General features: G+C 71.2%; 18 protein-coding genes. 3 read left to right on the forward strand and 15 right to left on the reverse strand.

Features of this window, described 5'->3' with window-relative positions; all coding sequences use genetic code 11:
• Window positions 1–7 precede the first annotated feature (7 nt).
• Both dapC and fdxA read right to left on the reverse strand, forming a co-directional pair.
• Entirely contained in the window at window positions 8–1108 is a 1101-nt protein-coding gene (dapC, locus tag AC07FK_RS02925) for a succinyldiaminopimelate transaminase (RefSeq protein WP_479101932.1), read from the reverse strand.
• Window positions 1109–1230: 122 nt separating this feature from the next.
• Window positions 1231–1551, reverse strand: coding sequence for a ferredoxin (fdxA, locus tag AC07FK_RS02930; RefSeq protein ID WP_018089397.1), 321 nt, complete (start codon window positions 1549–1551; stop codon window positions 1231–1233).
• A gap of 141 nt (window positions 1552–1692) precedes the next feature.
• Between fdxA and AC07FK_RS02935 the strand changes: the two genes are divergently transcribed.
• Window positions 1693–2688, forward strand: coding sequence for a GNAT family N-acetyltransferase (locus AC07FK_RS02935; protein WP_479101934.1), 996 nt, complete (start codon window positions 1693–1695; stop codon window positions 2686–2688).
• 17 nt (window positions 2689–2705) lie between these two features.
• Complete coding sequence (locus AC07FK_RS02940) at window positions 2706–3539, forward strand: transglutaminase family protein (RefSeq protein WP_479101936.1); 834 nt, start codon at window positions 2706–2708, stop codon at window positions 3537–3539.
• Window positions 3540–3701: 162 nt separating this feature from the next.
• On the opposite strand, the gene AC07FK_RS02945 is transcribed toward AC07FK_RS02940, so the two are convergent.
• The 4 genes from AC07FK_RS02945 to AC07FK_RS02960 all read right to left on the reverse strand — a co-directional run bounded on the left by AC07FK_RS02945 (window position 3702) and on the right by AC07FK_RS02960 (window position 7363).
• The gene (locus tag AC07FK_RS02945) at window positions 3702–5729 is read right to left on the reverse strand and encodes a peptidoglycan binding domain-containing protein (RefSeq protein ID WP_479101938.1); all 2028 of its coding nucleotides are present in this window, start codon (window positions 5727–5729) and stop codon (window positions 3702–3704) included.
• Window positions 5730–5897: 168 nt separating this feature from the next.
• A complete protein-coding gene (locus tag AC07FK_RS02950) occupies window positions 5898–6266 on the reverse strand; it encodes a DUF6113 family protein (protein ID WP_479101940.1) in 369 nt (122 codons plus the stop codon).
• On the reverse strand, window positions 6263–7144 hold the full coding sequence (gene mshB, locus AC07FK_RS02955) for an N-acetyl-1-D-myo-inositol-2-amino-2-deoxy-alpha-D-glucopyranoside deacetylase (RefSeq protein ID WP_479101942.1): 882 nt from the start codon (window positions 7142–7144) through the stop codon (window positions 6263–6265). The genes AC07FK_RS02950 and mshB overlap by 4 nt, the downstream gene beginning before the upstream one ends.
• 24 nt (window positions 7145–7168) lie before the next feature.
• Window positions 7169–7363, reverse strand: a complete 195-nt coding sequence (locus AC07FK_RS02960) for a hypothetical protein (protein ID WP_138896464.1) — start codon at window positions 7361–7363, stop codon at window positions 7169–7171.
• Between the two features lie 167 nt (window positions 7364–7530).
• Here AC07FK_RS02960 and AC07FK_RS02965 point away from each other — a divergent pair, with 167 nt between their 5' ends.
• Complete coding sequence (locus AC07FK_RS02965) at window positions 7531–9660, forward strand: S9 family peptidase (protein WP_479101944.1); 2130 nt, start codon at window positions 7531–7533, stop codon at window positions 9658–9660.
• Window positions 9661–9816: 156 nt separating this feature from the next.
• On the opposite strand, the gene AC07FK_RS02970 is transcribed toward AC07FK_RS02965, so the two are convergent.
• The 9 genes from AC07FK_RS02970 to AC07FK_RS03010 all read right to left on the reverse strand — a co-directional run bounded on the left by AC07FK_RS02970 (window position 9817) and on the right by AC07FK_RS03010 (window position 19743).
• Complete coding sequence (locus tag AC07FK_RS02970; protein ID WP_479101946.1) at window positions 9817–10860, reverse strand: ABC transporter ATP-binding protein; 1044 nt, start codon at window positions 10858–10860, stop codon at window positions 9817–9819.
• The gene (locus AC07FK_RS02975) at window positions 10853–11881 is read right to left on the reverse strand and encodes an ABC transporter ATP-binding protein (protein WP_479101947.1); all 1029 of its coding nucleotides are present in this window, start codon (window positions 11879–11881) and stop codon (window positions 10853–10855) included. The genes AC07FK_RS02970 and AC07FK_RS02975 overlap by 8 nt, the downstream gene beginning before the upstream one ends.
• Window positions 11882–11893: 12 nt before the next feature.
• On the reverse strand, window positions 11894–12877 hold the full coding sequence (locus AC07FK_RS02980; RefSeq protein WP_479101949.1) for an ABC transporter permease: 984 nt from the start codon (window positions 12875–12877) through the stop codon (window positions 11894–11896).
• Window positions 12870–13793: an ABC transporter permease gene (locus tag AC07FK_RS02985; RefSeq protein WP_479101951.1), complete on the reverse strand. Its 924-nt coding sequence runs from the start codon at window positions 13791–13793 to the stop codon at window positions 12870–12872. Before AC07FK_RS02985 ends, AC07FK_RS02980 begins: the two co-directional genes overlap by 8 nt.
• 41 nt (window positions 13794–13834) lie before the next feature.
• Window positions 13835–15463: a peptide ABC transporter substrate-binding protein gene (locus AC07FK_RS02990; protein WP_479101953.1), complete on the reverse strand. Its 1629-nt coding sequence runs from the start codon at window positions 15461–15463 to the stop codon at window positions 13835–13837.
• 186 nt (window positions 15464–15649) lie between these two features.
• Complete coding sequence (locus tag AC07FK_RS02995) at window positions 15650–16801, reverse strand: ABC transporter ATP-binding protein (protein WP_479101954.1); 1152 nt, start codon at window positions 16799–16801, stop codon at window positions 15650–15652.
• Window positions 16794–17852 carry an ABC transporter ATP-binding protein gene (locus AC07FK_RS03000; protein ID WP_453406534.1) on the reverse strand — a complete coding sequence of 353 codons (1059 nt, stop codon included), beginning with the start codon at window positions 17850–17852 and terminating at the stop codon, window positions 16794–16796. Before AC07FK_RS03000 ends, AC07FK_RS02995 begins: the two co-directional genes overlap by 8 nt.
• Window positions 17853–17867: 15 nt before the next feature.
• Window positions 17868–18821: an ABC transporter permease gene (locus tag AC07FK_RS03005; RefSeq protein ID WP_479101957.1), complete on the reverse strand. Its 954-nt coding sequence runs from the start codon at window positions 18819–18821 to the stop codon at window positions 17868–17870.
• Window positions 18814–19743, reverse strand: coding sequence for an ABC transporter permease (locus AC07FK_RS03010; protein WP_479101958.1), 930 nt, complete (start codon window positions 19741–19743; stop codon window positions 18814–18816). The genes AC07FK_RS03005 and AC07FK_RS03010 overlap by 8 nt, the downstream gene beginning before the upstream one ends.
• Window positions 19744–19788: the final 45 nt, after the last annotated feature.

Consider the following 19788-nt stretch of genomic DNA (forward strand, 5'->3'; position numbering starts at 1 on the left):
GGGCGGGTCAGCCGCCGAGGCGCTTGACCGCCGCTGCGACGCGCTCGTCGGTGGCGGTGAACGCCACCCGTACGAAACGATCTCCGGCGGGCCCGTAGAAGTCGCCCGGAGCCGCGAGGATCCCCAGCTCCGCGAGGTGCGCCACCGTCTCCCAGCAGGGCTCGTCACGCGTCGCCCACAGGTACAGGCTCGCCTCGCTGTGCTCGATCCGGAAGCCGTGCGCCTCCAGCGCGCCGCGCAGCGCCGCCCGCCGGGCCGCGTACCGCTCCCGCTGCTCCGCCACGTGCGCGTCGTCGCCGAGCGCCGCGACGGTCGCCGCCTGGACCGGCGCCGGCGTCATCATGCCGCCGTGCTTGCGGATCTGGAGCAGATCGCCGAGGACACCCGCGTCGCCCGCGAGGAACGCGGCGCGGTAACCGGCCAGGTTGGACCGCTTCGACAGGGAGTGGACGGCGACGAGGCCCTCGTACGTACCGCCGCAGACGTCGGGGTGCAGTACGGAGACGGGCTCGGCCTCCCAGCCCAGCTCCAGGTAGCACTCGTCGCTGAAGACCAGCACGCCGTGCTCGCGCGCCCACGCCACGATCCGGACCAGCTCGTCCTTCGCCAGCACGCGGCCGGTCGGGTTGGAGGGCGAGTTGAGCCAGAGCAGCCTGACGCGCGCGGGGTCGAGGTCCGCGACCGGGTCGTCGTACGCGACCGGCTCGGCGCGCGCCAGCCGGGCGCCCACCTCGTACGTCGGGTACGCGAGCCGGGGGTACGCCACCTGGTCGCCCGCGCCGAGTCCGAGCTGCGTCGGCAGCCAGGCCACCAGCTCCTTCGAGCCGACGACGGGCAGCACGTTGGCGTGCGCCACGTCGCGGGCCCCGAGGCGCCGCTCGGCCCACCCGGTGAGCGCGTCCCGCAGCGCGACCGTGCCCCACACCGTGGGATAGCCCGGGGAGTCCGCCGCCTCGACGAGGGCCCGCCGGATCAGCTCCGGGACCGGGTCGACGGGGGTGCCGACGGACAGGTCCACGATGCCGTCCGGGTGGGCGGCCGCCGTCGCCTTGTACGGCTCCAGCTTGTCCCAGGGGAAGGTGGGCAGGCGGTCAGTGACTGCGGACACGGTGGGTCGCTTTCTCGTGCTCGTACTGCTCGGCTCTGGCTCTGGCTCTGGCTCTGGAAACGCCTCGGTCCCGTACGGCGGGCAGGCCGTACGGGACCGGGGCGGCGCACTTGCCTCGCCGCTTACTGGTTCTGCGGCGGGAGCGCTGCGATGAAGGGGTGGTCGCGCTCGATCAGACCGAGCTTGGAAGCACCACCGGGCGAGCCGAGCTCGTCGAAGAACTCGACGTTCGCCTTGTAGTAGTCCTTCCACTCCTCCGGGGTGTCGTCCTCGTAGAAGATGGCCTCGACCGGGCAGACCGGCTCACAGGCACCACAGTCGACGCATTCGTCCGGGTGGATGTACAAGGACCTGGAGCCCTCGTAGATGCAGTCGACCGGGCACTCCTCGATGCACGCCTTGTCCTTGACGTCGACACAAGGCTGCGCGATGACGTAGGTCACGCTGTCGTTCCTCCTCGATAGGGCGCGGCGGGCCGATCTGCGGCTCCGTCCACGTGGCGCGCGGGAGCGCGGCGTCGTCGATGCCCGCCTCTAGTATCTCCGTTCCCGGGCACGATCCGAACAGGAGGGGCGGACAGAGCTGTGGAATTCACTACCGGCGGACGACTCGAGGTCCGTATTTCGCCTGATGACGTGGGCAAACGTGTATCAGTCAGGCGCGTCGGCGAAGCGGGCGAGCCGGGGGCGAGGTTCACTGACACGGTCGGGGTTCTCACATCCTGGGACGACGGCGTGCTGTCGATCACACGCCGCACCGGCGAGTCGGTCCGCATCGCGGAATCCTCCCTGGTCGCGGGCAAGGTTGTGCCCGCCGCCCCGGCCCGCAGGCGGGGCCCCGCGGCGACCTTCGAGGAGCTCGCGCGGGTCTGCGCCCGCGCCTGGGAGCCCGTCGAGAGCGAGCCGCTCGGTGAGTGGCGGCTGCGCGCCGCCGGCGGCTTCACCCGGCGCGCCAACTCCGTGCTGCCGCTCGGAGATCCCGCGATGCCCGTCGGCGCGGCGCTGGAACGCGTACGGGAGTGGTACGCCGCCCGGGGGCTTCCCGCGTACATGCAGGTCGCGACCGGCGCCGAGGGCACCCAGGAACCTCTCGCCGCCGAACTGGAGCGCCGGGGGTGGTCCCTGGAAGTCACGGCGCAGGTACGGATCGCCGCGCTCGCCCCGATCGGGGACCTGGACGCGGACGTGTCGCGGGTCGGGCTCACCCGGACGTGCGACGCGGACTGGCTCGCGCGGTACCAGCGGTTCCAGGAGCCGGGGCCGCACGTGGTGCGGGTCCTGGAGAGCGGCCCCTCCGTGTGGTTCGCGTCCGTCCCGGGTGAGGGCGGGGCCCCGGCAGCCATCGGGCGGTGCGTCGTGGACGGGCGGTGGGCCGGGTTCATGGCGGTCGAGGTCGACCCGGCGCAGCGGCGGCAGGGGCTCGCGAGCGCCGTGATGACGGCCCTGGCGCGGCGGGCGCTGGAGGAGGGCGCGTCGGCCGCGTGGCTCCAGGTGGAGGCCGACAACGAGGCCGCGCGGGCGCTGTACGACGGCATGGGCTTCGCGACCCACCACAGCTACCACCACTTCCGACCGGCGTAGGGCGGTACGAGACACGTATGGGACGACCCACCGAAACCGAACGGCGCCGGCGCTTCGCCGAGGAGGCCCGCTCGGAGCGTCCGGACCTGGCGCTGCTGTGCCTGCTGGTGGGCGCGGAGGCGGACCCCGCGCTCGACGAGGCGGGGATGGACGCGGCGGAGATCGAACTCGACAGGCTGGCGGGTCTCCTGCCGTTCCGCCCGGGCGGGGCCCGGGGGTGGGCGTCCGCCGTGGCCGGGGTGCTGGGGGCGCGGTGCGGGTTCGGCGGGACGCCCGCCGACTACCAGCGGCTGGAGTCCTCGCTGCTGCACGAGGTGCTGCGGCGGCGGCGCGGGCTGCCGATCCTGTTGTCGGTCGTGTGGATCGAGGTGGCGCGGCGGGCGGGTGCGCCGGTGTACGGGGTCGCTCTGCCGGGGCACTTCGTCGTCGGCTTCGGCGCCCGGGACGAGCAGGTGCTGGTCGACCCGTTCGACGGCGGGCGGCTGCTGACCGGGGCGGACGCGGAGCTGCTGGTGGCGGGAGCGACGGGGGAACCGCTCGACCCGTCGATGCTGGTGCCGGCGGACCCGCTGGAGATCGTGCTGCGGATCCTGAACAACATCCGGGCGTGGGCGTCGGCCCGCCCCGAGCGGGCGGACGTGCAGCTGTGGGCGGTGGAGCTGTCCCTGCTGCTGCCGTCGCACGCGGCGCGCCTGCGGTACGACCGGGCGCAACTACTGGTGCAGCGGGGCGATTTCCTCGGCGGGGCGGCGGAGCTGGAGGCGTACGCCGACGTCGTGGACGCGGTGGACCCGGCCACGGCGGAGACGGTCCGCCGACGCGCGCGGGCGGCCCGGGCACGGCTGAACTAGGGGCGCCCACGCGGTGCTTCCGGGAGCCCGACCGCGCGGCGGCGACCCGGCGCCGCGTCGTCCCGCCGGCCGGCACGCTCACGTCCCGGACCCCGCGCGGCCCGCCCCCCGCCGCCGGTGCGAGGGGTGCGAGCCGCGCGGTGCGGTCTTCGGCCCAGCGGGTCAGCTCGGGTTGAGGCTGATCTCCTGCACGCGCTCCGCCGGGGTCTTGCCGAGGAGCGCGGTGCGCATGGCGAAGGCCACGTCGTCCGCCGTGACGGGGTGCTTCTTGCCGTCGCCCTTGGTGATCTGCACGCCGTCGAACACGCCCTCCAGCAGCTGCTCGATCGCCGGCTTGTCGTAGACCTCCACCAGGCGGCCGTCGATCGGCTTCATGGAGAGGATCTTCGGCAGCGACCGGGCCGGGCCGAACTGGATCTGCTTGCCGCCCGCCTTGATCGTGATCAGGCCGGACATCGCGGGCTGCGCGAATTCCTTCATGGCCCGGTCGAGTTCGGCCTTGCCGATCGACGGCTCCTTGGTGGTGACGGGCAGCTCCACCGAGTTCGGCCTGCCGGTCTCCACCTGGGCGCGGTAGGCGTCCCGGACGCGGACCATCGAGCGGGCGACGTCGAGCTGCTTGCCCGCCTTGCCCGGTACGGCGACGGCCTTGCCCGGCACGAACTTGATCGTGCCCTCGCTGGCGGAGCCCGAGGTGCCCGCGAGGTCGGCCAGCGCGACGCTCAGCTTCTCCTCGTCGACCGGGATCACCGGCTCGGCGACGCGCTCGCCGCCGAAGAGGGAGCCGATCACCGAGACGGGGTTGTAGTCGCTGCCCGCCGCGCCGCGCACGGTCGCCTGGCTGTCCAGGGTGAGGCCGGCGTTGGACGGCGGGAGTTGCGTCGCCTTCCCGTCGACGGTGAGACGCAGCGGGGTGGCGGCGCGCTTGCCGAGGGCGGCTTCGAGCTTGCCGACCGCCTCCTCCTTCGTCCCTCCGCCGATGTCGACGCCGAGGACCGTGGTGCCCTTGGGCACGTCGGAGTGGTTCATCAGCAGACCCGCTCCGTAGGCCACGCCGGCCGCCGCCGCGACGCCCACGGCCAGCAGGACCAGCTTCGAGCGGCCCTTCTTGGCGGGGGCCGAGGAGGACGAGGAGGGCGGCGCGGTGTACGTCGGCGCGGCCGGGGCCGCCGGTTCACCCGGGAGGGGCGCGTCCGGACCGAAGCGGGCGTCGGCCTGCGGCGGGGCGAACGGCGAGTGCCGGTCGGCCGGCTGGACCACGGGGATGCCGCTGGTCAGCGTGTCGCCGGAGACGTTGCCGCCCGCCGGCGGGCCCGCGGCGGGGTTCTGGGGGGTCAGGACGGCCGTGTCGTCGCTCATGCGCGGCGGGCCCGGGACCGGGGGCGTGGCGGGACCGGTCGGACGTACGCCGGGTCCCGGGGACGTACCGGGGCCGGCGAACGGCGAGTCGCCCATCGACGGGCCGCCGATCGACGGGCCGGGGAACGTCCCGCTGCCGGTGGCCGGACCGGTGGTCGGACCCGAGGGGCCCACGGGCCCGAGGGGACCGGAGGGGCCGAGGGGACCGGGACCGCCGGCGGCCGGGGCGCCCGTGGAACCGCCGGGGCTGCGGCGCGGCAGGGGCGCGGGGGCGCTCTGGCGCTGCGGCTCCTCCGGCGTGAAGTACGGAAGGTCGGAACGCTGTCCGCCGCCCTGTTCCGACGCGGGTGCGGCGGGAGTGGCCGGGGCCGCCGCGGGCTTGCGCGGCGCGAACCAGTCGCTGGCCGGCGGCTTGTCCTCACCGGAGCCGGAGCCGGCCGGGGAGCCCGAGCCCGCGGCAGGACCGGCGGTGGCCGGCTCCTCGCGGGGCGCGGTCTCCCGCGCCGGCTCGGGCGGGCGCGGCGTGCTGCCGGTGCGCTCGCCGTTCGCGGGTGAGGACGGCGGCTCCACGTCGCCCATGGGCGTACGCATGACGACCGGCGGGATCGGCCGCGACCCGGGGATGTTGATCCGGATGCGCGTGGTCAGCGTGGTCTCGGTCCTGGGCTCGTCCGGTTCCGCCTGTCCGGTGGCCTCCGCACCGTCCGGACCGTCCTGCCCGGGGTGCGACGACGGATACTGGCGGGATCCGTACGGCGGCGTGCCCGAGGGGTACGCGGCTCCGCCACGCCCCTGGGGGCCGGAGGACGAACTGTCAGTTTCACGACTCAAGGCAGGTTCTCCCGGTTAGCTCCGCTCGCCCGCTCTTACCTGGTACTGCGGGCGGCTCGGCGGCGCGCACCACCATACTGGCCGCCGCCGCCAGGTGCCCCGCGCCCTGGGACGCCGGAGTTCCGACGGCCGCGCGTGCGCGACGGATTCACGGACTCAAGTGGTACGTCATTTGCCAAGTCGGGCGCTCACCGCGCCCTGTTGCGGCAGCGGCAGCATCGTGGCGCAGATCACAGCGACGGCCATCCCGCCCAGCATGTACGCGTACGAGACGGAACTGCCCCCGATGAGCAGGTCGCCCTCGGGCCGGCTGACGGTCAGCAGGACGATGGCCACGAGCCATCCGGCGGCGGCCGCGCCGACGCCGGACCTGGTGCCCGTGGCGAGCATGCCGCCGTAGAAGAGGCCCGCCGCGGCGAGCAGGGCCAGCAGCAGGCCGCCGGGGAACCACGCCGCGTGGACGAGGACGCCCGCCGCGCCGGTGAGGGAGCCCAGCACGAGGAGCAGGAGGTAGGCGCCGATGCGGGCCGGGGTCATGACGTCACTCCCGCGAAGAGGTCGGTCTCGCGGCCGCCGACGGGGCGTTCACCGCGTACCAGTTCGTAGTACTCCGTGGTCAGGACGGGCTGCGCGAGGTTGTTGGAGAGCGCGAAGAAGCCGCCCTCGACCGCGATCTGGGTGGCGTGGGCGCGCATCGCGGCGGTCTTGGCGGCGGCGTACGGCGCGCCGTCGATCTCGGTGGTGACCGCCGCGTCGTCGACCACTCCGGGGACGTCGTCCACGGCGGCCGTGCCGGGGAAGCTCACGCCGGCCGCGCGCAGGCGGGCGAAGCCGTCCTCCGCGTAACCGCGCGGCACCCGGTTCCAGTAGATCTTGGCGACGGCGTGCGGTGCGCCGAGGTCCGGGCGGAAGCCGGTGTCGGCCGCGAGGTCGGCGGCGCGCATGGCGACGCGGTGGGCCTGGATGTGGTCGGGGTGGCCGTAGCCGCCGTCCGGGTCGTAGGTCACGAGGACCTGCGGGCGTACGGAACGGATCACCTCGACCAGGTACGCCGCGGCCTCGTCCACCGGGGCGGCCCAGAAGGCGCCTTCGCGCCCGTTCTGCGGGGCGCCCATCATGCCGGAGTCGCGGTATCGCCCGGGGCCGCCGAGGAAGCGGTGGTCGGTGACCCCCAGCTCCCTCATCGCGGCGGCCAGTTCGGCGACGCGTTGGGCTCCGAGGGTGTCGTCGCGGTCGGCGGCCAGGTGCGCGAGGGCGGGCGGGATGACCTCGCCCTCCTCGCCGAGGGTGCAGGTCACCAGGGTGACCCCGGCGCCCTCGGCGGCGTACCTGGCCATGGTGGCGCCGTTGTTGATCGACTCGTCGTCGGGGTGCGCGTGCACCAGAAGCAGACGACGGGCTGGGTGGTCCGTCATGGGGACCACCCTACGAGGCCGCGCTCAGAACTTGATGCCCCCGATCATCCCGGCCACGTTCGTGGTCAGTTCGTTGATCGTGGGTGCGATGGACGAGCTGGCGAGGTAGAAGCCGAGCAGCACGCAGACCACCGCGTGTCCGGCTTTGAGACCCGATTTCCGGACCATCAGGATGACGATGATCGCCAACAGCACTACCGCCGAAATCGAGAGTGCCACGGCGGTTCACCTCCACTTAATCGGGTCGAAACGGGCATGCGGACATTCGCCAGGAGGTTCATACCCACCAAGCGCTACGGATCATAACTATCCGTGCCTTCACATTGTTCGGTGCACGGCAGCACGAGGGGCGCATGGAGTTGCCACCGGGCGGTAGCTTCGGGCATATGACGTCGAATCAGCTCTCCTTTCCCCGGCAGCACGCGCGGACGCAGCGCTTCAGCCTGGGAGCGCCACGGGCGTTCACCGTGTCGCCGGACGGGGCACGTGTGGTGTTCCTCCGATCTTCATCCGGCACCGACCGGGCGAACCGGCTGTGGGTGCTCGACCTGGAAGGGGGCGCGCGGGAGCGCATCGCCGCCGACCCCGGGGAGCTGCTCGGCGGCGCCGCCGAACAGCTGTCGGCGCAGGAGAGGGCGCGGCGCGAGCGGAGCCGGGAGGGCTCGGCCGGGATCGTCGGGTACGCCGTGGACGCGGCCGTCGAACTGGCGGCGTTCACGCTGTCCGGGCGGCTGTTCGCGGCCGAGCTGCGGGCCGGCACCGCGCGCGAACTGCCGGCCGTGGGACCGGCCCTCGACCCCCGCCCCTCGCCGGACGGGCGGCAGGTCGCGTACGTGGCGGAGGGCGCCCTGCGGGTGATCGGCGCCGAGGGCGACGGCGACCGGGCGCTCGCCGAGCCGGAGGACGAGAACACGACGTACGGCCTCGCGGAGTTCGTCGCGGCGGAGGAGATGGGCCGCTCACGCGGCTTCTGGTGGTCGCCGGAGTCGGATCGGCTGCTCGTCGCGCGCGTGGACGACGCGGCCGTGGCGCGCTGGTGGATCTCCGACCCGGCCCGACCGCACAGCGAGCCCGCGCGGGTCGCGTACCCGGCGGCGGGGACCCCCAACGCGGAGGTGCGGCTGTTCCTGTACGGGCTGGACGAGGGGGCGGAGCGCACCGAGGTGGTGTGGGACCGCGCCCGGCATCCTTACCTGGCGCGGGTCCACTGGTCGGCCTCGGGCGCTCCGCTGCTGCTGGTGCAGTCGCGGGACCAGCGCGGGCAGCGCTGCCTCGCGGTGGATCCGGCGACCGGCACGACGCGGACCGTGCACGCGGACGAGGACGCGGTCTGGCTGGAACTGTTCGACGGGGTGCCCACGTGGGCACCGGACGGGCGGCTGGTGCGGATCGCCGACGAGGGCGGCGCGCGGGTGCTGGCCGTCGGCGACCGGGCGCTGACCGGACCGCAGTTGCAGGTACGGGCGGTGCTGGACGTCTCGGACGACGACGTGCTGGTCAGCGCGTCGGCAGGGTCGGAGGCCGCTGATCCGGAGACGGGCGAGGTGCACGTCTACCGGGTGAACGAGCTGGGGGTCGAGCGGCTGTCGGAGGGGGCCGGGGTGCATTCCGCGGTGCGCGCGGGCGGCGTGACCGTACTGGCTTCGGCGCGTCCGGAAAGCAGCGGCACGGTGGTGCGGGTGGTGCGCAACGGCAGGCGGGAGGTGAGAGTGGAGTCGTACGCCGAGGAGCCCCTGCTGCGGGCCCGGGTGCGGCTCCTGGAGGGGGGCGCGCGGCGGATTCCGTGCGCCGTTCTGCTCCCCACGGGCTATGCGGAGGGCGATGGTCCGCTTCCGGTGCTGATGGACCCCTACGGAGGACCGCACGCGCGGCGGGTCGTCGCCGCGCACAACGCGTACCTCACGTCACAGTGGTTCGCCGACCAGGGCTTCGCGGTCATCGTCGCGGACGGCCGGGGGACGCCCGGCCGCTCCCCCGGCTGGGAGAAGGCGGTCAGGGACGCGTTCACGCTGACGCTCGACGACCAGGTGGAGGCGCTGCACGCGCTGGCGGCGGACTTCCCGCTGGACCTCGACCGGGTGGCGATCCGCGGCTGGTCGTACGGCGGCTACCTGGCCGCGCTCGCGGTGCTGCGCCGTCCCGACGTCTTCCACGCAGGGATCGCGGGGGCGCCCGTCACCGACTGGCGCCTCTACGACACCCACTACACCGAGCGCTACCTCGGAGATCCGGGCGAGCAGCCCGAGGTGTACGCCGCGAACTCGCTCGTCACCGACGACCGGCTGTCACAGCCGGCCGGCACCCACCGGCCGCTGATGATCGTCCACGGGCTCGCGGACGACAACGTGGTGATGGCGCACACCCTGCGGCTGTCGTCGGCTCTCCTGGCCGCCGGACGCCCGCACGAGGTGCTGCCGCTGTCCGGGGTGACGCACATGACGCCGCAAGAGCAGGTGGCGGAGAACCTGCTGCTGCTCCAGGTGGACTTCCTGCGGCGGTCGCTGGGGGTGAAGTAGCCCCTCCTGCGGCGGGGCTCCGGGCCGGGGGCGACATGGCGGCGCCCCCGGCCCGGCAACGGCACCCGCACGGCCGTACGCTGTGCAGCATGGCGCGTTCGCATATCGGAGGTGCTTCGGTCAAGTTGCCTGTGTGTTAACGGCCTTGACGGCCGCTCACGCGCCGGGGCCCGGCCCCGCCGGAACCACGTGCTTCTCCTCCGCGAAGTGGCACGCCGAGTCGTGCGCCGCCGGCGACCCCTCGTCGCGGAACGCCGCCGGCACCGCCAGCAGCGGCACCTCCAGGGCGCACCGCTCCTGCGCCTTCCAGCACCGGGTGCGGAAGCGGCAGCCGGAGGGGATGTTCGCCGGCGACGGGACGTCCCCGGTCAGCAGGATGCGCTCCCGGTGCTCGCGTGCCGTGGGGTCCGGCACCGGCACGGCCGAGAGCAGCGCCTGGGTGTACGGGTGCGTCGGGTGGTCGTAGATCTCGGCGTCCCTGCCGATCTCGACGATCCGCCCCAGGTACATCACGCCCACCCGGTCGGAGATGTGCCGCACGATCGACAGGTCGTGGGCGATGAAGACGTAACTCAGGCTGAACTCCTTCTGGAGCTTGTCCAGCAGGTTGACGACCTGCGCCTGCACGGACACGTCGAGCGCCGACACCGGCTCGTCCGCCACGATGATCTCCGGCTGGAGCGCCAGTCCGCGCGCGATCCCGATCCGCTGGCGCTGACCGCCGGAGAACTGGTGCGGATAGCGGTTGATGTACTCCGGGTTCAGCCCGACCACGTCGAGCAGGTCCTGGACCTTCTGCCGCCGGCTGCCCTTGGGCGCCACCTCGGGATGGATCTCGTACGGCTCCCCGATGATGTCGCCCACCGTCATCCGGGGGTTCAGCGAGGTGTACGGGTCCTGGAAGACCATCTGGATGTTGCGGCGCACCGCCTTGAGCGCCCGGCCGGACAGCCTGGTGACGTCCTCGCCCTTGTAGAGGATCACCCCGGCCGTCGGCCGCTCCAGGTGGACCAGCATCCTGGCGAGCGTCGACTTGCCGCAGCCCGACTCCCCCACGATGCCGAGCGTCTCGCCCGCCACCAGGTCGAGGTCGACGCCGTCGACCGCCCGGACCGCGCCGACCTGCTTCTTGAAGACGACGCCCCGGGTGAGGGGGTAGTGCTTGTGCAGCCCGCGGACTTCGAGGATCGCCTCAGCCATGGAGTGCCTCCTGCCAGAAGTGGCACGCGCTGCCGCGGCCGTCCGGCACGTCGTACAGCGGCGGGACGTCCGTGCGGCACAGGTCGCGGGCCAGCGGGCAGCGCGGGTGGAAGGCGCAGCCGGGCGGGATGCGGAGGAGGTTCGGCGGCAGGCCCTTGATCGCGTACAGCTCCTGGCCCTTCTGGTCGAGGCGCGGGACCGACGCGAGCAGGCCCTTGGTGTACGGGTGGGCCGGCGCCTTGTAGATGTCGTGCACCGGCGCGGTCTCCACGATCCGGCCCGCGTACATCACGGCGATCTTGTCGGCGACGTCCGCGACGACCCCCAGGTCGTGGGTGATGAGGATGAGCCCCATGGCGAGTTCGCGCTGCAACTCCGCCAGCAGGTCCATGACCTGCGCCTGTACGGTCACGTCCAGCGCGGTGGTCGGCTCGTCCGCGATGATCAGCGAGGGTTCGAGGGCCAGCGCCATCGCGATCATGATCCGCTGGCGCATGCCGCCGGAGAACTGGTGCGGGTACTGCCCGACCCGCTCGCGGGCGGCCGGGATGCGCACCCGGTCCATCAGCTCGACGGCCTTGGTCCTCGCGTCCTTCCTGGACATGCCCCGGTGCACGACGAACATCTCGCCCAGTTGCTCCCCCACGCTGAGCACGGGGTTGAGCGAGGACAGCGCGTCCTGGAAGATCATGGCCATTTCCCGCCCCCTGACCTTCCGGCGCTCGTCCTCCTTGAGCTGCAGCAGGTCGCGGCCCCGGAAGACGATCTCGCCGCCCGCGATCCGGCCCGGCGGCATGTCGAGGATGCCCATGACCGCTTGCGCGGTGACGGACTTGCCCGAGCCGGATTCGCCCAGGACGGCGAGCGTCTCGCCCTCGGCGACGGAGTAGGTGACGCCGTTGACGGCCCTGGCGACCCCTTCGCGCGTACGGAACTCCACGTGCAGGTCGCGCACTTCGAGCAGCGCGGGGGACGGTTCGGGCGCGGGGGGCGTGGCGGGCGTGGCGGGCGTGGCCGTCATCGGGAGGGCTCCTCAGCGCAGCTTCGGGTCGAGGGCGTCGCGCACCGCGTCGCCGAGCATGATGAACGCGAGCACCGTGACCGCGAGCGCGCCCGCCGGCCAGAGCAGCATGTGCGGGGCGTTGCGGACGTAGGGCGAGGCGGCGGAGAGGTCGATGCCCCAGGACACCGTGGGCGGTTTCAGGCCGACGCCCAGGTACGAGAGGGTCGCCTCCAGCGAGATGTACGTGCCGAGCGCGATGGTCGCGACGACGATGACCGGGGCGACGGCGTTGGGCGTGACGTGCCGCAGCAGCATCCGTGCGTTGCTCGCGCCGAGCGCCCGCGCCGCCTGCACGTAGTCGTTGTGCTTGGCGGTGATGACCGAGCCGCGCGCGATGCGGGCGATCTGCGGCCACCCGAGCAGGACGATGAACCCGATCACCGGCCAGACGGTGGTGCTGGTGATGACGGACAGGAAGACGAGGCCGCCGAGGACGACCGGGATGCCGAAGAAGACGTCGGTGATCCGGGACAGCAGCGCGTCCCACGTACCGCCGAAGAAGCCGGCGAGGCCGCCCAGGACGCTGCCGAGCAGGGCGACGCCGAGGGTGGCGCAGACGCCGACGGTCACGGAGGTCCTGGCCCCGTAGACCGTGCGCGTGTAGACGTCGCAGCCCTGGCCGTCGAAGCCGAAGGGGTGGCCGGGCTGGGAGCCCTCCTGGGCCTTGGCGAGGTCGCACTGGAGCGGGTTGCCGCTCGCGATGAGGGACGGCCAGATCGAGATGACGACGAGGAAGGCGATGACGAGCCCGGAGACGATGAAGACGGGGTTGCGGCGCAGGTCGCGCCTGGCGTCGGACCACAGACTGCGCGGCTTGCCCCCGGGGCCGGTGCCCTGCGGCCCGCCGTCGGGCCTCTTCTCCAGCGTCTCGCCCTCGTCCATGGCGAGGTCCGTCCCGCCACCGGCTCCGGCCGCCGAGATCGCCGCGTCGGGTTCGAAGTGCGGCTCAGGCATACCGGATCCTCGGGTCGAGTACGGCGTACAGGATGTCGACGAGCAGGTTCGCCAGCAGGAAGACGAGCACCAGGACCGTCACGAACCCGACTACGGTCTGGGAGCTCTGGCGCAGGATGCCCTGGTAGAGCTGGTAGCCGACGCCGTGGATGTTGAAGATCCGCTCGGTGACGATCGCGCCGCCCATCAGCGCGCCCACGTCCGTACCGATGAAGGTGACGACGGGGATCAGCGAGTTGCGCAGCAGGTGACGGGAGACCACCCGCCGCCTGGGCAGGCCCTTGGCGACGGCGGTGCGGACGTAGTCGGCGCGGGAGTTCTCGGCGACGGACGTCCGGGTGAGGCGGGTGACGTACGCCAGGGAGACCGAGGCCAGGACGAGCCCGGGGATCAGTAGCTCGTCGATCGTGGCCTCGGACGACACGGCCGGTTTGACGACGCCCCACTTCACGCCGAGCAGCAGCTGGAGCAGCAGACCGGTGACGAAGGTCGGGATCGAGATGACGACGAGGGTCATCAGCAGTACGCCGGTGTCGACGGGACGGCCCCGGCGCAGGCCGGTGAGCACGCCCAGGCTGATGCCGATGACGATCTCGAAGACGATCGCGACGAGGGTCAGGCGGATGGTGACGGGGAACGCGCTGCCCATCAGCTCGGTGACCTCCTGCCCGTTGAAGGCGGTCCCGAAGTCGCCGCTGAAGACGTTGCCCATGTACGTCGCGTACTGCTGCCACACGGGCTTGTCGAGGCCGAACTCCGCGCGCAACCGGGCGGCCGTCGCGGGGTCGCACTCGCGGTCGCCGCAGAGGCCCGCGACGGGGTCGCCCATGACGTTGACCATCAGGAAGATGAGCAGGGTCGCGCCGAAGAAGACCGGGATCATCTGCAGCAGACGCCGGATCACATAACGTCCCATGGTGGGCTCCTCAGAAGGGGGCGCCTACTCCCGGCCCGGTGTCAGTTGACCGTGATCTCGTTGTAGACGGGGACGCTGAAGGGGTTGAGGGCCACGTTGGAGATCCGGTCGGAGTAGCCGGCGCTGCCGTTCTGGTACCAGAGCGGGATGGCGGCCATCTGGTCCCGGACGACCTTCTCGGCCTCCTTGAACTTCTCGACGGCCTTCGCCGGGTCCGACTCGGCGTTGGCCTCGTCGACGAGCCCGTCGAACTCCTCGTTGGACCACTTGCCGTCGTTGGACGAGGCGTTGGTGTAGTACAGCGGCTGGAGGAAGTTCTGGACCAGCGGGTAGTCCATCTGCCAGCCGGCCCGGAAGGGGCCCGTCATCTTGCGGTCGGTGATCTGGCTGCGGAAGTCTGCGAAGGTGCCGACCGGGTTGCCCGTGCACGCCCTGTCGTTGCCCAGGGCGTTGTTGATGCTGTTGCAGACGGCGTCGACCCATTCGCGGTGGGAGCCGGTGTCCGCGTTGAAGGTGATCCTGAACGTGCCGCCGGGGATGCCGCCGCCCTCGGCGACCAGCTTCTTCGCCTCGGCCGGCTTGTACTCGCACGCCTCGCCGCACAGCGTGTCGTCGAAGCCGCCCTCCGCCATGAGGACCGGGGACGTCCAGTCCTTGGCGGGGGTGCGGGTCTTCTGGAAGATCGTGTCGGTGATCTGCTGCCGGTTGATGGCCATGGACAGGCCCTTGCGGACCTTCTCCATGCCGTCGGCGTTCCACCGGTCGTCGTAGTAGGGGAAGGCGAGGGTCTGGATGATGCCGGCCGGGGTGTTGATGTACCGGTCGCCGAGGTCGGCCTGGACGTTCTTCAGCTGGGAGGCCGGCACGTCGTCCACGAGGTCGAGGTTGCCGGCGGTGAGGGCGGTGTAGGCGGTGTTGTTGTCGGTGAAGACCTGGAGGTCCACCCCGCCGTTCCGCGCCTTGTCGGGGCCGGGGTACTCCTCCCACTTGCGCATGGTCATCTGCGAGCCCTTGGCGTACGACTCGACGGTGTACGGGCCGTTGCCGACGGGCTTGGCGACCCAGGCGTCGTGGTCGTCGAAGAAGGCCCTGGGGAGCGGGGCGAAGGCGGCGTAACCGAGGGTCTCCGGCCAGGTGGAGAACTTCTGGGTGAGCTTGACGGTGAAGGTCCTGTCGTCCTTCACCCGCAGGCCGGAGAGAGTGTCGGCGGTGGCTTCCCCCTTTTCCGGGTGGACCTTGTCGTAGCCCTCGATGTAGCCGAAGAAGTAGGCGTTGCGCTGGTTGTTCTTCAGGTGCGCGCCGTAGTTCCAGGCGTCGACGAAGGACTTGGCGGTGACCTTCTCGCCGTTGCTGAACGTCCAGCCGTCCTTGACGGTGACGGTGAAGTTCTGCGAGTCCGTGGTCTCGATCTTCTCGGCCAGCCAGTCCTTGGCCTCGCCGGTCTTCGGGTCGTACTGCTTGAGACCGCGGAAGAGCATGGCCAGGACCTTGCCGCCCTGCACCTCGTTGGTGTTCGCCGGCTCCAGCGGGTTCTGCGGATCACCCCAGGACGAACGCACCACCCCCGAAGCGCCGCCACCGCCGCCGTTGTCACCACCGCCGCAGGCCGTCGCCGCGAGGGCGACGGCGACGGCACAGGCCGTCCACTTGGCGAGCGCGGCTCCGCGCATGGAGTCCCTCCTCGGGTCTACAGGTCTCACGTAGCACCCATACCACCCCAGAGCCCCGCATACCGCACTTCCACGGGACCCGTTCGCGCGCTGGGTCCGACCAGGTGTCCGCACACACCCGGACAGACGAAGGCGCCCCGGACCGAAACGGTCCGGGGCGCCCTCGTGGACGTACGGCCTGGAGTGCTACGCCGCGTGCACGACGTCCTTCTCCTCGGCGAAGTGGCACGCCGACTCGTGCGCGGCCGGGGTGTCCGAGGACTTGAAGCGCTCGGGGACCGCCAGCAGCGGCACCTCCTGCGCGCACTTGTCCTGCGCCTTCCAGCAGCGCGTACGGAAACGGCAGCCGGACGGCGGGTTCGCCGGCGACGGGACGTCACCGGTCAGGATGATCCGCTCGCGGCCCTCGCGGGCCTCCGGGTCGGGCACCGGGACCGCCGACAGCAGCGCCTGGGTGTAGGGGTGCGTCGGGTGGTCGTAGATCTGCGTGTCCGTGCCGATCTCGGCCATCTTGCCGAGGTACATGACGCCCACGCGGTCCGAGATGTGCCGGACGATCGACAGGTCGTGCGCGATGAAGAGGTAGGACAGGTTGAACTCGTCCTGGAGCTTCTCCATCAGGTTGATGACCTGCGCCTGGACGGACACGTCCAGCGCCGACACCGGCTCGTCGCAGATGATGATCTCCGGCTGGAGCGCGAGGCCGCGGGCGATGCCGATGCGCTGGCGCTGACCGCCGGAGAACTGGTGCGGGTACCGGTTGATGTACTCGGGGTTCAGGCCCACGACGTCCAGGAGCTCCTGGACCTTGCGGCGCCGGTCGCCCTTGGGCGCGACCTCCGGGTGGATGTCGTACGGCTCACCGATGATGTCGCCCACGGTCATACGGGGGTTGAGCGACGTGTACGGGTCCTGGAACACCATCTGGATGTTGCGGCGGACGGCCTTCAGCGCGCGCCCGGACAGCTTGGTGATGTCCTGGCCCTTGTAGAAGACCTCGCCGGCCGTGGCCGTCTCCAGCGTCATCAGGAGCTTGGCGACCGTGGACTTGCCACAGCCGGACTCGCCCACGATGCCGAGCGTCTCGCCCTGGTAGAGGTCGAAGGAGATCCCGTCGACGGCCTTGACCGCGCCGACCTGCTTCTTGAACAGGATGCCCTGGGTCAGCGGGAAGTGCTTGACCAGGTTGCGCACCTGGAGGATCGGCTCCCCCCGCTCGACCGGGGCCTCGATCGCCGCCACCGCTTCCTGGGTGGTGGAGGCGTCGACGGTCTCGACCGCGGTGACGTTGGGGGTCGCGTCCACGGCAGCCTCGTCGTTCTTCTTCAGCTCAGCCATGGATCTGCTCCTTCCAGAAGTGGCACGCACTGTGGCGGCCCGGCAGCTCGCCGCCGTCCCGCTCGGTCACCGACAGCAGGGCCGGGACGTCCGTGCGGCAGATGTCCTGCGCCTTGGGGCAGCGCGGGTTGAACGCGCATCCGGACGGGATCTTCAGCAGGTTGGGCGGCAGACCCTTGATCGCGTAGAGCTCCTGGCCCTTCTGGTCCAGGCGCGGGATCGAGTCCAGCAGACCACGGGTGTACGGGTGCGCGGGGCGCTTGTACAGCTCGTGGACGGGCGCGGTCTCGACGATCCGGCCGGCGTACATGACCGCGATCTTGTCCGCGACGTCGGCGACGACGCCGAGGTCGTGGGTGATCAGGATCAGGCCCATGTTGTACTCGCGCTGGAGCTCCGCGAGCAGGTCCATGACCTGGGCCTGGACGGTCACGTCGAGGGCTGTGGTGGGCTCGTCCGCGATGATCAGGTCAGGCTCGAGGGCCAGCGCCATGGCGATCATGATGCGCTGGCGCATACCGCCGGAGAACTGGTGCGGGTAGTCGTTGACCCGCTCCTTCGCCGCCGGGATGCGCACCCGGTCCATCAGCTCGATGGCCTTGGCCTTGGCGTCCTTCTTGGACAGGCCCTGGTGGACGCGGAACATCTCCGCGAGCTGGTAGCCCACGGTGAGCACGGGGTTCAGCGACGACAGCGCGTCCTGGAAGATCATGGCGATCTTCTGGCCGCGGATCTTGCGCCGCTCCTCGTACCCCATGGTCAGCATGTCCTCGCCGCGGAAGAGGATCTCTCCCTGCGGGATGCGGCCGGGCGGCATGTCGAGGATGCCCATGATGGCCTGCGCCGTCACGGACTTGCCGGAACCGGACTCGCCGAGGACGGCGAGCGTCTCACCGGCGCTGACGCTGTAGTTGACGCCGTTGACGGCCTTGACGACGCCGTCGCGGGTCTTGAACTCCACGTGCAGGTCACGGACGTCGAGCAGCGGTGCGCCGTTCTCCGTCGAACCTCGGGGGGCGGGAACATCCGCCGTCTTGTCGATGATGGTCATGTACGTACGCCTCCCTCAGCGCAGCTTGGGGTCGAGGGCGTTGCGTACCGCATCGCCGAGCATGATGAAGGCCAGGACAGTGATCGACACCATGACCGACGGCAGGATCAGAACGAACGGCGCGTTGCGCAGCTGCTCGGCGCCCGACGAGATGTCGACACCCCACGAGACCGTCGGCTCGGCGAGACCGATGCCCAGGAAGGACAGCGTGGCCTCGGCCGAGATGTAACCGCCGAGCGCGATGGTGGCGACCACGATCACCGGGGCCACCGCGTTGGGGAGGATGTGCCGCAGCAGGATGCGGGAGGTGGAGGCGCCGAGCGCCTTCGCCGCCATCACGTAATCCGCCTGCTTGATGGTGATGACCGAGCCGCGGGCGACTCGGGCGATCTGGGTCCAGCCGAGGAAGGCGAGGGCCAGGATCACGACGTACAGGGCGCGGTCCTCGAACGAGGTCAGCACCACCATCGCGCCGAGGATGAACGGGACACCGAAGAAGATGTCGGTCACGCGCGACAGGAGCGTGTCGATCCAGCCGCCGAAGTAGCCGGCGAGCATGCCGACGACGCCGCCCAGGACGGTCACGAGGACTGTGACGACCACGCCGACCGAGATCGAGGCGCGGGCGCCGTAGATCACGCGGGCGTAGATGGAGCGGCCCTGGCCGTCGTAGCCGAGCCAGTCCTCGGCGAAGACGTTGCCCCAGTTGGGCTTCTGGAGGTAGTGCTTGGCGAGGTCCGCGTAGCGCGGGTCGGCGCTGGTGAACATGCCCGGCGCGACAGCCATGGCGAGCAGCAGCACGATGAGAACCGCGGAGACCACGAAGAGCGGGTTGCGCCGCAGGTCGTGCCAGGCGTCGGACCACAGGCTGCGGGGCTTCTCGGCCTTGGACACGTTGGCGGCCTTGGCCTGGGCGTCGACGGCGTCCAGCGCCTCGTCCTTGACGGTGGCTTCAAGTGCGTCAGGCATAACGGATCCTCGGGTCCAGGACCGCGTAGAGCAGGTCGACGATGAGGCTGGCGACGAGATACACGACCACGATCAGGGTGACGATGCCCACGACCGTCGAGCCCTCGCGGTGCCTCAGCGCGTCGAAGACGGCGTTGCCGACGCCCTTGACGTTGAAGATGCCCTCGGTGACGACCGCGCCGCCGAGCAGGGCGCCGAGGTCGGTGCCGAGGAAGGTGACCACGGGGATCAGGGAGTTGCGCATCAGGTGCACGCCGATGATGCGGCGCTTCGGCAGGCCCTTGGCCACCGCGGTGCGCATGTAGTCGGCGCGGAGGTTCTCCGCGACCGACGTACGCGTCAGGCGTGCGACGTACGCGAGGGAGAGCGAGCCGAGTACCACTGCGGGCAGCAGCAGTTCGTCGACGGGCGCCTCTTCGCTGACGTTCGGCTGGACCCAGCCCAGCTCGAAGGCGAAGAGGTACTGGAGCAGGTAGCCCAGTACGAACGAGGGGATCGAGATCAGGAGCAGCGTCAGCACGAGCAGCCCGCGGTCCCGGAACGTGTCAGCCTTCAGACCGGCGAAGATGCCGATGGAGATGCCGACGAGCACGGTGAACGTGAAGGCGAACAGGGCCAGTCGGATCGTGATCGGGAATGCGTCCGAGATGATGTCGGCCACGGGACGGCCGCTGGCGATCTGGGTACCGAAGTCGCCCTGGAACAAATTGCCCAGGTAGTTCAGGTACTGGTGCCAGAGGGGGAGATCGAGCCCGAGGTCTTTCTTCATCTGTGCGATCTGCGCCGGGTCAACGGTCTGTTCGCCGGCGAGCGCGCGCACGGGATCGCCGGGCAGCGCGTACATCATGGCGAAGACGAGCAAGGTTGACCCGATGAAGACCGGGATCATCTGGAGCAGTCGCCGCGCGACATAACGCCCCATGTTTGCCTCCGTGTGGATAACTGCGGCACGGGGGCCGCCCCCTTT

This window comes from Streptomyces sp. NPDC046122 (assembly GCF_056429965.1).